Origin of the sequence: Microbacterium galbinum, from assembly GCF_023091225.1 — a bacterium.
Lineage (GTDB): Bacteria > Actinomycetota > Actinomycetes > Actinomycetales > Microbacteriaceae > Microbacterium > Microbacterium galbinum.
This window is the reverse complement of the sequence record NZ_JAHWXM010000001.1, coordinates 2040764-2054562: the sequence shown is the minus strand read 5'-3', so window position 1 is coordinate 2054562 and position 13799 is coordinate 2040764. Positions and strand designations below refer to the sequence as shown.

Annotated in this window: 14 protein-coding genes; 9 read left to right on the top strand and 5 right to left on the bottom strand. The window is 71.2% G+C overall.

The window, feature by feature from the left end; genetic code table 11:
• Positions 1 to 23: 23 nt before the first annotated feature.
• Positions 24 to 857 carry an SDR family NAD(P)-dependent oxidoreductase gene (locus KZC52_RS09835; protein WP_247623868.1) on the bottom strand — a complete coding sequence of 278 codons (834 nt, stop codon included), beginning with the start codon at positions 855 to 857 and terminating at the stop codon, positions 24 to 26.
• Positions 854 to 1513 carry a GntR family transcriptional regulator gene (locus KZC52_RS09830; protein ID WP_247623867.1) on the bottom strand — a complete coding sequence of 220 codons (660 nt, stop codon included), beginning with the start codon at positions 1511 to 1513 and terminating at the stop codon, positions 854 to 856. Before KZC52_RS09830 ends, KZC52_RS09835 begins: the two co-directional genes overlap by 4 nt.
• 117 nt (positions 1514 to 1630) lie before the next feature.
• Between KZC52_RS09830 and KZC52_RS09825 the strand changes: the two genes are divergently transcribed.
• Genes KZC52_RS09825 through KZC52_RS09810 form a run of 4 tightly spaced genes read left to right on the top strand, consistent with a single transcriptional unit; the run spans position 1631 to position 5712 of the window.
• Entirely contained in the window at positions 1631 to 3049 is a 1419-nt protein-coding gene (locus tag KZC52_RS09825) for a hypothetical protein (RefSeq protein WP_247623866.1), read from the top strand.
• Positions 3046 to 3801, top strand: a complete 756-nt coding sequence (locus KZC52_RS09820) for an SDR family NAD(P)-dependent oxidoreductase (RefSeq protein WP_247623865.1) — start codon at positions 3046 to 3048, stop codon at positions 3799 to 3801. The genes KZC52_RS09825 and KZC52_RS09820 overlap by 4 nt, the downstream gene beginning before the upstream one ends.
• The gene (locus KZC52_RS09815; protein ID WP_247623864.1) at positions 3798 to 4895 is read left to right on the top strand and encodes a mandelate racemase/muconate lactonizing enzyme family protein; all 1098 of its coding nucleotides are present in this window, start codon (positions 3798 to 3800) and stop codon (positions 4893 to 4895) included. Before KZC52_RS09820 ends, KZC52_RS09815 begins: the two co-directional genes overlap by 4 nt.
• Positions 4888 to 5712 (top strand): SDR family NAD(P)-dependent oxidoreductase, encoded by an 825-nt coding sequence (locus KZC52_RS09810; RefSeq protein ID WP_247623863.1) that lies wholly within the window; start codon positions 4888 to 4890, stop codon positions 5710 to 5712. The genes KZC52_RS09815 and KZC52_RS09810 overlap by 8 nt, the downstream gene beginning before the upstream one ends.
• Before the next feature lie 97 nt (positions 5713 to 5809).
• On the opposite strand, the gene KZC52_RS09805 is transcribed toward KZC52_RS09810, so the two are convergent.
• Entirely contained in the window at positions 5810 to 6157 is a 348-nt protein-coding gene (locus KZC52_RS09805) for a nuclear transport factor 2 family protein (protein ID WP_247623862.1), read from the bottom strand.
• Positions 6150 to 6899 carry an SDR family NAD(P)-dependent oxidoreductase gene (locus KZC52_RS09800; RefSeq protein WP_247623861.1) on the bottom strand — a complete coding sequence of 250 codons (750 nt, stop codon included), beginning with the start codon at positions 6897 to 6899 and terminating at the stop codon, positions 6150 to 6152. Before KZC52_RS09800 ends, KZC52_RS09805 begins: the two co-directional genes overlap by 8 nt.
• A 296-nt stretch (positions 6900 to 7195) precedes the next feature.
• Between KZC52_RS09800 and KZC52_RS09795 the strand changes: the two genes are divergently transcribed.
• From KZC52_RS09795 to KZC52_RS09775, 5 genes are read left to right on the top strand one after another with little or no spacing between them, the layout of a single operon-like run.
• Positions 7196 to 8134, top strand: a complete 939-nt coding sequence (locus KZC52_RS09795) for an ABC transporter substrate-binding protein (protein WP_247623860.1) — start codon at positions 7196 to 7198, stop codon at positions 8132 to 8134.
• Between the two features lie 14 nt (positions 8135 to 8148).
• Positions 8149 to 9183: an iron chelate uptake ABC transporter family permease subunit gene (locus KZC52_RS09790; RefSeq protein ID WP_281731506.1), complete on the top strand. Its 1035-nt coding sequence runs from the start codon at positions 8149 to 8151 to the stop codon at positions 9181 to 9183.
• On the top strand, positions 9180 to 10247 hold the full coding sequence (locus tag KZC52_RS09785) for a FecCD family ABC transporter permease (RefSeq protein ID WP_247623858.1): 1068 nt from the start codon (positions 9180 to 9182) through the stop codon (positions 10245 to 10247). The genes KZC52_RS09790 and KZC52_RS09785 overlap by 4 nt, the downstream gene beginning before the upstream one ends.
• The gene (locus tag KZC52_RS09780) at positions 10240 to 11088 is read left to right on the top strand and encodes an ABC transporter ATP-binding protein (protein ID WP_247623857.1); all 849 of its coding nucleotides are present in this window, start codon (positions 10240 to 10242) and stop codon (positions 11086 to 11088) included. Before KZC52_RS09785 ends, KZC52_RS09780 begins: the two co-directional genes overlap by 8 nt.
• Positions 11085 to 11957: a siderophore-interacting protein gene (locus KZC52_RS09775; RefSeq protein ID WP_247623856.1), complete on the top strand. Its 873-nt coding sequence runs from the start codon at positions 11085 to 11087 to the stop codon at positions 11955 to 11957. The genes KZC52_RS09780 and KZC52_RS09775 overlap by 4 nt, the downstream gene beginning before the upstream one ends.
• A 159-nt stretch (positions 11958 to 12116) precedes the next feature.
• Here KZC52_RS09775 and KZC52_RS09770 read toward each other — a convergent pair whose 3' ends face one another.
• Positions 12117 to 13748: an amidohydrolase gene (locus KZC52_RS09770; RefSeq protein ID WP_247623855.1), complete on the bottom strand. Its 1632-nt coding sequence runs from the start codon at positions 13746 to 13748 to the stop codon at positions 12117 to 12119.
• Positions 13749 to 13799 lie beyond the last annotated feature (51 nt).

Sequence of the window (13799 nt, the reverse complement as noted above, 5' to 3'; positions counted from 1 at the left end):
GAGTATCGAAGTCGCCGGATCCCCTACAGCCCGACGAGCTCCGCGCTGCGCTGCCAGAGGGCCTCGGCGAGGGCGGGGTCGTCGACCTGCGGGTTGGTCTTCGACGACAGCGTGCGCTCGTCGTAGTAGGCGCCCGAGAACCACGTCTCATCGGGGGTTCCCTCGATGAACCAGCGCAGGATCGCGCCGCCCTCCTCTGTGCTCGTGAGCAGCAGCCTGCCGAGGAAACTCCGGTAGACGAGCCGCATCAGGCTCGACGAGTCCGAGGCGAAGTTCGTCTGCACGGTGCCGGGGTGGAAGGCGACCGAGCTCAAGCCGTCGGGGTGGAACTTCGTGTGCAGGCTCTTCGTGAAGAGCACGTTCGCGAGCTTCGCGTCGCCGTAGGCCTTGTTGGCGCTGAACTTCTTCGAGTTGTCGAGGTCGTCGACGTCGATGTGCCCGAAGAGCCGGTGCCCGACGCTCGACGTGTTGATCACCGCCGCCTTCGACGCCAGCAGCGTCGGCATCAGCAGGTTCGTCAGCAGGAACGGCGCGAGGTGGTTGACCTGGATGGTCTTCTCGAAACCGTCGACCGTGGGCGTGCGGTCGCCGAAGATGCCGCCGGCGTTGTTCGCCAGCACGTGGATGCCGTCGGCGCCCACGGCATCCGTCAGCTTCGCGGCCAGCTCGCGCACGTCGTCGAGGCGGGCGAAGTCGGCGAAGAAGTACTCGGCGCCGGTGTCGTCGGCCACGGCCTTCGTCTTCTCGGGCGAGCGCCCCACGAGGATCAGCCGGTGATCGGTCGCGGCGAGCTGGCGGGCCGCGGCCGCGCCGATGCCGTCGGATGCTCCGGTGAGGACGATCGTTCTGGCGGTCATGCGTCTGCTCCTGTCGTCGGGGTGATGCGTTCGACCGCTCGGGCGATGTGCCCGGCGACGACGGTGCGCACGCGGTCGGGGTCGCCGCTCGCGAGCGCGTCGACGATCACCTGGTGGCTGCGCACGTGCTCCTCCTGCTCGTCGACGTCGAGGGCGGCGTTCGCGGCGCGGATGAACCCGGCGATGCGTCCGCGCAGCTGCGCGCTGACCTCGTCGAGGAAGCGGTGCTCCGCCAGTTCCGCGAGCGTCTCGTGGAACAGCCGGTCCTGCCGCAGCACCTCGTCGACGTCGCCGGGGGCGGCGGCGCCCATCGCGGTGACGATCGTCTCGAGGCGCGTCGCGGCATCCGCGTTCCACCGCTCCTGCACCCGGATCGCCATGAACTGCTCGAGCACGATGCGCAGGCTCGAGATGTCGTCGAGATCGGATGCCGTCAACTCCGCGACCCGTGCACCCCGGCGGGGTTCGCGCACGATGAGCCGCTCCTCGGCGAGCCGCGTGAGGGCTTCGCGCACCGGGATGTGGCTGACGCCGAGGCGGTCGGCGAGCTTGCGCTCGACCAGGCGCTCCCCGGGGGCGAGCTCGCCGGAGTGGATCGCGGCGCGCAGCTCGTCGGCGACCTGCTCGGCGATGTTCTGGTCTGACACGGTGCGCATCGGGGGAGTCCTTCCGAACGGGCGGCGATCGGCGGAGCTCGGGGTTCCGAGGTCGCACGCTCGCACCGATGCTATGGCATCGGTCGATGAGACGGCCGAACGACGGGAGCACCCACGATGAACACCGCTCTGGGTGACAGCATTCGCATTCCGCGCAGCGCGCTGCGGGTCGGGGTGGCGCGCCGAGACATCACGCCACCCACCGGCATCCGCGCCAAGAACTGGGGGCCCGCCGACTGGGAGCGCTCCGAGGGCGCGCATCGGCCGTTCGAGCTGACGGCCCTCGCGATGATCGGCGACGACGACCGTCCGCGTGTTCTGCTCGCGGTCGACGGCACCTGGTGGCGGCGGGTCGCCGACGAGCAGGGGGTGCGCGGGTCGATCCTCGCGGGCCTCGGGCTCGCTCCCGACCAGCTCATGCTCTCGCTCTCGCACACGCACGCGGGCGCCGTGCTCTGCGCCGCCGACGCGCATCTGCCCGGCGGCGAGTTCATCCCCGGGTACCTCGATGCGCTCGCCGCCGCGGGCATCGCGGCCGGACGCGAGGCGCTGAGCACCGCCGAGGCCGGCCTGATCGAATGGACGACCGGACACTGCACCCTCGCCGCCGACCGCGAACTCGATCTCGACGGGCGTGCGCTCGTGGGTTTCCACCCGGATGCCGTCGCCGACGACACCGTCGTGATCGGTCGGGTGAGCGTCGCAGGTCGCGTGCGCGCCACGCTCGTGAACTACGCCTGCCACCCGACGACGCTCGCGTGGCAGAGTCGCGCGGTGTCGCCCGACTACGTGGGCGCGATGCGAGAGGTCGTGGAGGCGGCGACCGGTGCCCCGTGCCTGTTCGTGCAGGGCGCGTCGGGCGAACTCGCCCCGCGCGAGCAGTACACGGGAGATGTGACGGTGGCCGATCGTCACGGCCGCTCGCTCGGGCACGCCGTGCTCGCGGCGGTGGACGCGCTGCCGGTTCCGGGCGAGGAACTCACGCTCGATCGCATCGTCGAGTCGGGTGCGCCGCTGGCGGTGTGGGCGGGGCGCAAACGGGTCCCTGAGCGAGGAGCGGAGCGACGAGACGAAGGGCGCTCGGCCGGCGTCACGGCATCCGTCTCCCTCCCCCTGCGCGACCTGCCGACGCTCGACGATCTGGCGCGCGAGTGGGCCGACATCGATCCGCGCTCCCGCGAGGAGCGCCTCGGGCGCGCGCGCAATCTGCGCGAGGGGTACATCGACGGTCCGACCGTCGCGCACCCCGTGTGGGCGTGGCGTCTCGGCGATGCGGTGATCGTCGGACACCCGGGCGAGGCGTACTCGCGGTTGCAGACGACCCTGCGCGCGAGGTTCCCCGAGAACCCGATCGTCGTGATGAACCTCGCGAACGGACCCGGCTTCGTGTACCTCCCCACGCGCGACGCCTACGACCGCGGCGCCTACCAGGCCTGGCAGACCCCGCTCGCCCCCGGCGCTCTCGAGCTTCTCGAGAAGCACGCCACCGACCTCGTCGCCGCGCTTCTGGCGACCACGACCCCAGGAGAGAAATGACCCGTCTCGTCGCCATCGTCACCGGAGGTTCCGCCGGCATCGGCTGGGAGATCGGCCAGCGTCTCGCGGCCGACGGCTACCTCGTCGTCGCCGCCGATCGCGTGCCCGGACTCACCGCCGGTGAGAACCCCGCCGGCATCCTCTGGCGCGAGCTCGACGTCACCGATCACGACGGCGTCGATCGCGTGTTCGGCGACATCGAAGCCGAGCTCGGGCCCATCGAAGTTCTCGTGAACAACGCCGGGATCCAGCGGCATCGCGGGATCGAAGACCTCACGTGGAGCGAATGGCAGGCGGTCGTCGACGTGAACCTGCACGGCGTCTTCTCGGCGCTGCAGGCGGCCGGACGCCGGATGCTCGAGCGCGGGGATGGCCGCATCGTGAACATCTCGTCGATCTCGTCGCGCGGCTCGGCCGGACGCGCGCCGTACGCCACGACCAAGGCCGCCGTGATCGGTCTCACCGCGACCGCCGGTGCCGAGTGGGCCGCGCGCGGCGTGCGGGTCAACGCGGTCGCCCCGGGTTACGTCGACACCGGGGTGTTCCGTCAGGGCGTCGAGGCGGGCACGCTCAGCCTCGACACGATCCTGTCGCGCATCCCGGCCCGGCGGTTGGCCGAGGCGAGCGAGATCGCGGCGGCCGTGAGCTTTCTCGTGTCCGACGAATCGCGTTACATGAACGGGCAGACGCTGTACGTCGACGGCGGATTCCTCGTCGACTACGGTGTGCCGCTCGCGAAGAAGCCCGCATGACCGGCATCGCGCGCATCGACACGGCGACGGCGGTGCTGCCCCTTCCGGCGCCCCTGCACCTCGGGGCGATGACGGTGACCCGGCGCGAGTACAGCGCGGTGCGCGCATCCGACGCCGATGGTTTCTCGGGCGTCGCCTACTGCCTGTCGCGCGAGGCGCCGATGGCCGAGATCGTCGAGCGGCTCGTGGTGGGGCACGCGATCGGAGCGGATGCCGACGATCCGGCCGCGACATGGGACCGGATGCTGCGCGGCACCGCGATCGTCGGGCGCGTCGGCCTCGTGCGCCGAGCGATCGGACTGGTCGACATCGCGCTGTGGGATGTCGCCGCGCGACGGGCGGAGATGCCCCTGTGGCGGATGCTCGGCACGGGGGACGCCCCGCGCGACGCGATGCTCGTGGCCGCCTACCCCTCGGCGGCGCGTGCGCCTCGAGAGGTCGCCGACGAGGTGCTCGCCCAGGCGGACGGGTGGTCGCAGGTGAAGATCTCGCGTATGCCCGATCCGGCATACATGCGCGAACTGCTGGCCCTGCTCGGCGATGATCTGCCGTCGGGGACCGGTCTCGTCGTCGACGTCGGCTTCGGCTGGCGCGATGCCGACGAGGCGCTGGCCGAGATCGCGCAGTGGGGAGACCCGCGCCTCGCCTGGCTCGAGGACCCGCTGCTCCCGGAGGACGCCGCGGGGTGCGCGCGCATCCGCCGCGAGAGCGGGCTGCGCGTGTCCGTCGGCGACGAGGTGACCGACCCCGCCGTGCTGCGCGCACTGGTCGAGGCCGAGGCCGTCGACGTGCTGCGCCTCGACGTGGTGGCGGTCGGAGGAGTGACGCCGGCCCGCGAACTCATCGCCTGGGCGTCGGATCGTGGCGTTCCGGTGTCGGGCCACGTGTATCCCGAGGTCACGGCGCATCTCGGCATCGGCGTCGAGACCTTCGCGCGCGGCACGAACCCTTACGACCCGGCGCCGTCGTTCATCGTCGGAGGACCGGTGTTCGACGGCACGGTCAGGCCGACGGATGCCGCGGGCCTCGGGTTCACCCTCGATCCGGGGGTCTTCGATCTCGGCGCGTTCTCGGGAGGAGAGGGTGATGACTGACGCCATGCGCAGTGTCGTGGTGACCGGGAGCGGAAAGGGCATCGGCCGCGCGGTCGCCGAGCGGCTGACGGCCGACGGCTGGGTCGTGGTCGGGCTCGAGCGCTCGCCCGGATCGGGCACGGTCGAGGCCGGCGTGGTGGCCGAGGTGGTGCTCGGCGATGCGTCGGATCGCGCGGCGCACGAGCGGGCCGCCTCGGTCGCCCGCGGTCTCGCGCCGCTGGCCGGGTGGGTGAACAACGCGGGGATCACGAAGCGCACACCGCTGCACGAGCTCGACGAACGCGTGGTCCGCGAGATCCTCGACATCAACGGCTTCGGCTACCTCTGGGGGTGTTCCGCCGCCGTCTCGGCCTTCGTGGATCAGGGCATCGCCGGGGCGATCGTGAACATCGGCTCGATCCATGGGCGGGCGTCGTTCGTCGACCACGCCGCCTACGAGTTCACGAAGGGCGGCATCGATGCGCTCAGCCGCAGTGTGGCGGTGACCTACGGAGCACTCGGCATCCGTGCGAACACGGTCGCACCGGGCGGGGTGCGCACTCCGCACCTCGAGGCGCAGATCGCGGCATCCGTCGACCCGATAGCCGCCGAGCGGGCACTGTCCGAGGGGCCGCCCATGGGGCGCATCGCGCGAGCCGAGGAGGTCGCAGCGGTCACCGCGTTCCTGCTGTCGGACGCGGCGCCGTACCTCTCGGGGCAGTCGATCGCGGTCGACGGGGCGTGGACGGCATCCTTCGGCGACGTCGCCGTCGACCCCGCGCTGCGCGAGCGCTTCTCGGGTTCCGGTTCCCGAGCGCCCTTCGCTCAGGAACCGTAGCCTTCTCGCCGGTTCCTGACCGAGCGAAGCGAGACGGAGGGCCGCCCCGTGATGCTCCGACGGGCTCAGCGACCCAGGTCGGTGAGGCTGGTCCTGCCTACGCCTTGAGCATCGAGGCGCGCGAGATCAGCCCGTCGACGACGTCGAAGGTGGCGATGGTCTCGGTCGCGGTGCCCGCGTTGACGACCTGCTCCTGTGCGACGACCCACCGGTCGCCGAAGAGCACGGTCTGCTCGATCACGCACGACAGCTCGGGGTTCTGCAGCCGCGGCTCGTAGAAGGCGCGGATCGCGGCGGTGCCGACGATCGGCTCCGGAGCGACGCCGGTGATGACGGCATCCGAGGCGTATGTCGCGACGAAAGCCTCGAGGTCGTGCGCGTTGAACGCGTCGAGCTGGTCCTGCACGGTCTGCTCCGCGGACCGGGAGTGGATGCTGTCAGTCAATGCGAACGCCTCCGTTGACGTCGTACGTGGCGCCGGTGATGAAACCCGCCCGCGGCGAGGCGAGTGAGGCGATGATCCAGGCGACGTCGGCCGGCTGTCCGAACTCCCCGAGCGGGATCGATGCCTCGAGCTTCGCGCGTCCCTCGCCCTGCAGCTGATCGGTGATCGCACTGGCCACGGGCCCCGGGGTGACGGCGTTGACGCGAATCCCCTCCGGCGCCAGGTGGCGGGCGAAGCTGCGGGTCAATGCCAGGATCGCGCCCTTGCTCGCGGCGTAGTGCAGCCCGGTCTGCAGGGCGCCCACCTGTCCGGCGATCGACGACAGGTTGATGACGCTGCGATCGCCCGCGGCGGCGCGCAGCAGCGGTAGCGACCCGCGCGTCAACAGGAACGTGCCGCGCACGTTCGTCTCGAGCACGCCGTCCCACTCCTCGATGTCGATTTCGTCGTAGGGCGTGTAGGGGCACACGCCGCCGTTGTTCACGAGCACGTGCAGTTCGCCCCAGGCATCCGTGATCTCCGCGACCAATGCATCGATCGAGGCGGGGTCGCGCAGGTCGAGTCGCGAGACCCGCACATCGGACGCCCCGGCCGCGCGGCAGTCCTCGGCGACACGAGCGGCCTCGGCCTCGCGCCCGGTGTAGGTCAGCCAGACGTCGAGCCCCTCGCGGGCGAGTTCGAGGGCGGCGGCCGTCCCGATGCCGGAGCTGGCCCCGGTGATGAGTGCGCGGCGAGTGTCCATCACTAAACGCTATAGCAAAGCATCCGTCCGACCAACCCCCGCCCCCACGCGCACCCCGCGCCCCGGCCTTCCGCCCGCACGCGCCCCCACACCGCACTGACCGGTGCGAAACGTCGGTTCTGAGCCCCGAGAACCGACTTCTGTGACCGATCGATGCACTGCGGGGAGAGCCGCGGAAACGAGTACCGCCCAGGTCCCTGACTTCGGCACTCGTTGTCGCGGATGTTAGGGTTGCCTTGCCAAACCTCGTTCGGCCCGATCGACCCCCCGACTCCCTCAGAAAGAGACGATTCGTCATGCTCTCACGTGCCCGTCGCCGCTCCGGCGCGCTCCTCGCTGCCTCGGCCTGCGCCCTCCTCCTGCTGTCCGGATGCGCGGCCGCCGACGCTCCCGCCGAGGGCGATCCCGCACCCGAGACCAGCGGAACGCACGAGGTCGACCACGCCCGCGGCACCACGGCCGTGCCCGACGACCCGCAGCGTGTCGTGACCCTCGAGCCGCTCGAGCTCGACACCGCCGTAGCAGTCGGCATCGAGCCGGTCGGGGCCGCGGTCGCCAGCAACGTCACCGGCGCTCCCGCCTACCTCGAGGCCGACGGCGTCGAACCCGTCGGTACCGTTCCCGAGCCCGACCTCGAGGCGATCGCCGCGCTGAAGCCCGACCTGATCCTCGGTACCGAGGCCCGCCATTCCGAACTCTACGAGCAGCTGTCGGCCATCGCTCCGACCGTCTTCATCGAGACGCAGGCCGACCCGTGGCGCGACAACGCGCTGCTCATCGGTGAGGCACTGGGCCGCGAGGACGAGGTCTCCGACCTGCTCACCGCGGTCGATGAACGCTGCGAGGCTCTGGCCGACGAGTACGCGGTCGACGGCCAGACCGTGCAGCTGATCCGCCCCCGCGACGAGACTACGCTGAGCCTCTACGGCCCCGTGTCGTTCTCGGGCAGCCTGCTCGAGTGCGTCGGATTCACGATCCCGGATCAGGACTGGGCCGATGGGCTGCAGGCCGACATCTCGCCGGAGAACATCCTGTCGGCCACCGCCGATCACGTCTTCGTCACCGTCGCCGACGTCGATGACGAGTCGGAGATCCCCGACGCGATCGCCCAGAACGCGGATGCCTTCCCCTCGGTGACCCCGGTCGACACCAGCTACTGGGTGTCGGGCGTGGGCCCGAAGGGCGCCCAGTCGGTGCTCGACGACATCGAGGCGTTCCTCGAAACGACCCGGTGACCATCGCCTCCACCATGAACATCGCGGGGGCGCCGCCGACGCGGCGCCCCCGCCGTCGTGCGCGCGCGGTCGGGGGGACCCTGATCCTCCTGGCCGCGCTCGTGTGCGCCGTGCTGCTCTCGCTCGCCGTCGGCGCCAACCCGCTCCCGCTCGACGCCGTGGCCGCGGCGCTGCGTGGCGACGGCACGGCGGAGACCGCCTACGTGGTCCTCGACCTCCGCGTTCCCCGCACGGTCACCGGGCTGGTCGCCGGAGCCGCCCTCGGCGTCGCGGGAGCGCTCATCCAGGCTTTCACCCGCAATCCGCTCGCCGATCCCGGCATCCTCGGTGTGAACGCCGGCGCAGCGCTGGCGGTGGCACTCGGGGTGAGTCTGCTCGGCCTACGCGATGCATCGCAGTTCGTGTGGCTCGCCTTCCTCGGAGCCCTCGTGGTCACCGTCGCCGTGTACCTCGTCGGGTCTTCGGGTCGCGGTTCGGCCGACCCGATCCGGCTCACCCTCGCCGGTGTCGCACTCGGCGCGGTGCTGTCGGGCATCACGACCGGCATCGCGCTCAGCGACCCGGACGCTTTCGACTCGATGCGCAGCTGGAACGCTGGTTCGTTGCTCGGCCGTGGCTTCGACGTGATCGTGCCCATCGTGCCTTTCGTGCTGCTCGGTCTGGTGCTCGCCGTCGTGCTCGCTCCGGGGCTGAACGCCGTCGGCCTCGGTGAAGACGTCGCGCGTGCGCAGGGCGCGAACGTCGTCGGCATCCGCATCGGCGTGATCGTCGCCGTCACCCTCCTCGCCGGAGCGGCCACCGCGCTCGCCGGCCCGATCGCGTTCGTGGGGTTGATGGTGCCGCATGTGATCCGTTGGACATTCGGCGTCGACCAGCGGGTGATCCTGCCGCTCTCAGCCGCGCTCGCCCCCGTGGTGCTGTTGCTCGCGGACGTGCTCGGTCGGGTCATCATCGCGCCCGCCGAGGTTCCGGTCGGCATCGTGGCGGCCTTCGTCGGGGCGCCCGTGCTCATCCTCCTCGCCCGTCGTCGTCGAGCGAGCGCGCTGTGACCGGGCCGTCGACGACGATCCGGTCTACCCCGGTCGGCTACCGTCGCGTCCTGCTGCGCATCGGGCCGGTACGGATGCCGCTGCGCCTGCGCAGTATCTTCGTGGGGATCGCCGCGGTTCTCGCCCTGTGCGTGCTCGGCGTGATCGCGCTCGGCCTCGGCACCTATCCCGTAGCGCCGCAGGATGTCGTCCGCACGCTCTTCGGAGGCGGCGATGCCATGGACCGTACGGTCGTGATCGATTGGCGGCTGGCCCGAGCCGTCGCCGCGATCACGATCGGGGCGCTCCTCGGCATCGCGGGCGCGCTGTTCCAGACGGTGACGCGCAATCCACTGGCCAGCCCCGACATCCTCGGCCTCTCGAATGGCGCCTTCACCGGAATGCTGCTCACTCTGGTCTTCGTCTCGAGCGGGTGGCCGCAATTGACGGCCGGCGCTCTCGTCGGAGGACTCGCGACGGCGCTCGTGATCTGGCTCCTCGCAGCGCGCGGCGGTGTGCAGGGCTTCCGGTTGATCGTCGTCGGCATCGGCGTCTCGGCGATCCTCGCCTCGCTCAACACGTGGATGCTGCTGCAGATCGAACTCGAGACCGCGATGTTCGCGTCGGCCTGGGGTACCGGATCGTTGAACGGCGTGACCGCCGGCCCGCTCCTGGGCGCGCTGCTGTGCGCGCTGCCGTTCGTCGTCGCGGCGATCGTGCTCGTGCCGTCGCTGCGACAGCTCGGTCTGGGCGACGACATGGCGGCGGCGTCGGGTGCGCGACCGACGGTGATCCGCACGCTCGCCCTGCTCGTCGGCGTGGTGCTGGTCGCCGCGGCGACCACGGTCGCCGGACCCGTCGCGTTCGTCTCGCTCGCCGCCCCGCAGATCGCCCGTCTCGTCGCCCGCACGCCCCAGCTCTCGCTCGTGCTCTCTGCGCTGTTCGGCGGCTTGCTGCTGCTCGGAGCCGACCTGGTCGCGCAGCACGTGCTGCCCACACCTCTGCCCGTCGGGGTCGTCACCGTCTCGGTCGGCGGCGCGTACCTCGTTCTGATGATCATCCTGGAGATCCGCCGCCGTGCTTGAGACCCCACCCCCGTTCGACGATCCGCTCGGTCCCTCGCCCGTCCCTCGACTGGCGGCCGAGGAGATCACCCTCTCGTACGACCGCACCGAGATCGTGCGCGAGCTCTCCGTAGCCGTGCCGACCGGCGGGTTCACGGTGATCATCGGGCCGAACGCGTGCGGCAAGTCCACGCTGCTGCGCGGTTTGTCCCGCCTGTTGGCGCCGACGAGCGGACGCGTCGTGCTCGACGGGCGCACGATCAGCGCGTTCCCGGCGAAGGAGGTCGCTCGGCGACTCGGCCTACTGCCCCAGAGCGCCGTGGCGCCCGACGGCATCACGGTCGCAGATCTGGTGGCGCGTGGCCGCTATCCACACCAGAGTCTCGTGCGTCAGTGGTCGGATGCCGATGAGCACGCGGTCGCGCGGGCGCTGGAGGCGACGGGAACCGTCGATCTCGCCGATCGTCCGGTCGATGCGCTCTCCGGCGGCCAGCGTCAGCGCGTCTGGGTCGCGATGGTGCTCGCGCAGGAGACCGACCTGCTCCTGCTCGACGAGCCCACCACCTTCCTCGACGTGGCGCATCAGGTCGAGCTGATGGAGCTGTTCGCGCAACTCAACGCCGAAGGGCGCACGCTCGTCGCGGTGCTGCACGACCTCAATCATGCGGCGCGTTATGCGAGTCACATCATCGCGATGCGCGACGGGCGCATCCTCGCCGAGGGGCCGCCGGATGAGGTCATCACGAGCCAACGGGTGCGCGAGGTCTTCGGCCTCGCGAACGTCGTGATCCCCGATCCGGTCACCGGCGGGCCCCTTGTGGTGCCCCTGCGCGGGACGGCGCCGATCGGAGGCCGGTCGTGACGGTCGAGCGGCCACCCGGCGTGCCCGCGGAGCGGCCGTGGGCGTACAGCGCGTTCCCCGTGCGGGTGAGCGCACGACGGATGCTCAGCCCGCACTTCGTCCGCCTGACGCTGGCCGGTGAGAGCCTGCGGAACTTCGCCGCCTGGGGCATGGACCAGCGGATCAAAGTGGTGCTGCCCTTGCCGGACGGCAGCTTCGCCGACACCGGACTCCTCGAGGAGCCCACCCCGCACCCCTCCGACTGGTACGCGCGCTGGCGTGCACTCCCGGAAGACGAGCGCAACGTCCTGCGCACGTACACGCCCGCCGCGATCCGCGCCGAGGTGGGGGAGATCGACATCGACTTCTTCCTGCACGAGCCCGCCGGGCCGGCGTCAGCCTGGGCGTCAACGGCGCAGCCGGGTGATCACCTCGTGGTGAACGGGCCTGACGCCCGGATGGGCTGGACGGGATACGGTCTGCACTGGCATCCGGGCGACGCGCGCCGGTTCCTGCTCGTCGCCGACGAGACGGCGTTCCCGGCCGTGCGCGGCATCCTCGCGACTCTGGAGTCGGATGCTGTCGGCGAGGTGATCCTCGAGTGCGCCGACCCGGCCGACGACCTGGTCTCCGCCGAGGTGCCCGAGGGCATCCGGGTGCAGCGTGTGCTGCGCGAGGGCGGCGACCCCCGCGTCGAGCAGGCGGTGCGCACCTGGGGTGCGGCGCACGGCGAGGAGGCGCGTGACGATGCGGGGTTCTACGCCTGGATCGCCGGCGAGTCGGGGACGACGACCTCGATCCGGCGCTACCTCACCGCCGAGCTCGGCATCCCGAAGGAGCGGGTGTCGTTCCTCGGCTACTGGAAGAGCGGCGGGCCGCTCGTCGGCTGAGATCTCCCGGACGTCCGTCCCGGCATCCGCACGTGCGGTTCGCACTGATCGGTGCGAAACGCCGGTTCTGAGCGCTCAGAACCGGCGTTTGGCACCGATCGATGCACTCTGGACGGATGCCGCGCCCGACGGGTGCCGCGCCCGACGGATGCCGCACCCTCAGCGCTCGAAGACGACCTCGCCGCCGACGACGGTCGTGGTCACGTACTGCTCCGCGATGCGCTCGGGCTCGATCTCGTACAGGTCGTCGCTGAGGGCGATGAAGTCGGCCAGCATCCCGATCTTCAGGGTGCCGGTCGCGTGCTCCTGGCCGACCGCGTACGCCGACCCGTACGTGTAGGCGCGAACGGCCTCGTCGACCGTCACGCGCTCGCGCTCGCCCAGCACCTCGCCGCCGCTCGTGCGCCGCAGCACCATGTCGCGGATCGACACGAGAGGGTTGGCGTCGGAGATGGGCGAATCGGTCGAACCGTTGATCACGATGCCGGCATCCGCCAGCGACTTGACCCGGTAGATGTCGTCCCGCCGGTCGGCGGCGACCGCCGCGGCCATGCCGTCGCCGAAGTCCGACACGAACACGCCCTGCGGCACGGGGATGACACCCAGCCGCGCAGCGCGGGCGATGTCGTCGTCGCTCGCGAGCGCGAAGTGCTCGATGCGGTGCCGCACGTCGGGGCGCGGAGCGATGCGCTGCGCGTGCTCGATCGCGTCGAGCACGTGCGTGATCGCCCGGTCGCCGATCGCGTGGGTCGCGACCGTCCACCCGGCCCGGTGCGCGCCGACGATGTAGTCGCGCAGCGCCTCGGGCTCGTGCAGCAGCACGCCGAAGTTGTCGGCCTCGCCGTGGAAGCAGGCGTGCATGGCGGCCGAGCGTCCGATGAACGATCCGTCGGCGACGATCTTCACCGGTCCGACGCGCAGCATGTCGTCGCCGAGACCGGTGCGGATGCCGAGGTCGAGGCCGAGCACGTCCTTGTCGGGGAGGTCGGTGAAGGGGTGCAGCACCGTGATGTACGGCATGAGGGTGGTGCGCACCCGCAGCTGCCGCTGCTCGACCGCCGACTGGTAGGCGTGGTAGTCGAGCGGACTGTTGCCCACCATCCGGATCTCGCCGATCCCCGGCTCGGTGACCGAGGTGAGTCCGTAGCTCAGGGCCTGATCGCTCGCGAGCCCCAGGTTGCGCTGCACCTCGTCGAGGCTCATCGGCCGCACGAGCGCGAAGATCGGGGCCATCGCCGACTCCTGCAGCAGGCCCTGCGGCCGGCCGGCGGCGTCGCGGGGGATGCCGCCGCCCGCGATCTCGGGGAACCCCTCGCGTCCGGTGTACCCCGCGAGCTCGAAAGCCTTCGTGTTCGCGACCATCATGTGCCCCGAGACGTGCTCGAGGATCACGGGCCGCCCGCCCGCGACCCGGTCGAGCCCCTCGGCCGTCGGATGCGCCTCGAGGAAGTTCTGGTCGTAGCCGGAACCCCGCACCCAGGCATCCGGCGCCAGCCCCTCGGCGTGCACGCGCACCGCCTCGTACAGCTCGTCGAGCGAGTTCACCGCGCCGGGGCGCAGGTTCAGCGACGCGAGACGGAAGCCCGTGAGCGAGAGGTGGTGGTGCGCGTCGTGGAACCCGGGCAGCACGGGCTGACCGCCGAGGTCGACCACCCGGTCCGCATCGACGCCGTGGAGGTCGTCGTCGAAGCCGACGATGCGGCCGCCCAGCACGCCGATGCTGTGCGCCGCGGGGCGGTCGGCATCGAGCGTGCGGATGCGGGCGTTGGTGAAGATGGTGTCGACGCGCATGGTCTCTCTCGGTTCTCGGGGGTCGCTCGGGTGGTCGCTCGGACGGCGGGA

Bases quoted from the DNA above. Each gene is read 5' to 3' on its own strand.
- KZC52_RS09810 (WP_247623863.1), top strand. From the start codon at position 4,888: ATGACTGACGCCATGCGCAGTGTCGTGGTGACCGGGAGCGGAAAGGGC.
- KZC52_RS09815 (WP_247623864.1), top strand. From the start codon at position 3,798: ATGACCGGCATCGCGCGCATCGACACGGCGACGGCGGTGCTGCCCCTT.
- KZC52_RS09825 (WP_247623866.1), top strand. From the start codon at position 1,631: ATGAACACCGCTCTGGGTGACAGCATTCGCATTCCGCGCAGCGCGCTG.
- KZC52_RS09795 (WP_247623860.1), top strand. From the start codon at position 7,196: ATGCTCTCACGTGCCCGTCGCCGCTCCGGCGCGCTCCTCGCTGCCTCG.
- KZC52_RS09820 (WP_247623865.1), top strand. From the start codon at position 3,046: ATGACCCGTCTCGTCGCCATCGTCACCGGAGGTTCCGCCGGCATCGGC.
- KZC52_RS09835 (WP_247623868.1), bottom strand. From the start codon at position 857: ATGACCGCCAGAACGATCGTCCTCACCGGAGCATCCGACGGCATCGGC.
- KZC52_RS09770 (WP_247623855.1), bottom strand. From the start codon at position 13,748: ATGCGCGTCGACACCATCTTCACCAACGCCCGCATCCGCACGCTCGAT.
- KZC52_RS09790 (WP_281731506.1), top strand. From the start codon at position 8,149: ATGAACATCGCGGGGGCGCCGCCGACGCGGCGCCCCCGCCGTCGTGCG.
- KZC52_RS09830 (WP_247623867.1), bottom strand. From the start codon at position 1,513: ATGCGCACCGTGTCAGACCAGAACATCGCCGAGCAGGTCGCCGACGAG.
- KZC52_RS09800 (WP_247623861.1), bottom strand. From the start codon at position 6,899: ATGGACACTCGCCGCGCACTCATCACCGGGGCCAGCTCCGGCATCGGG.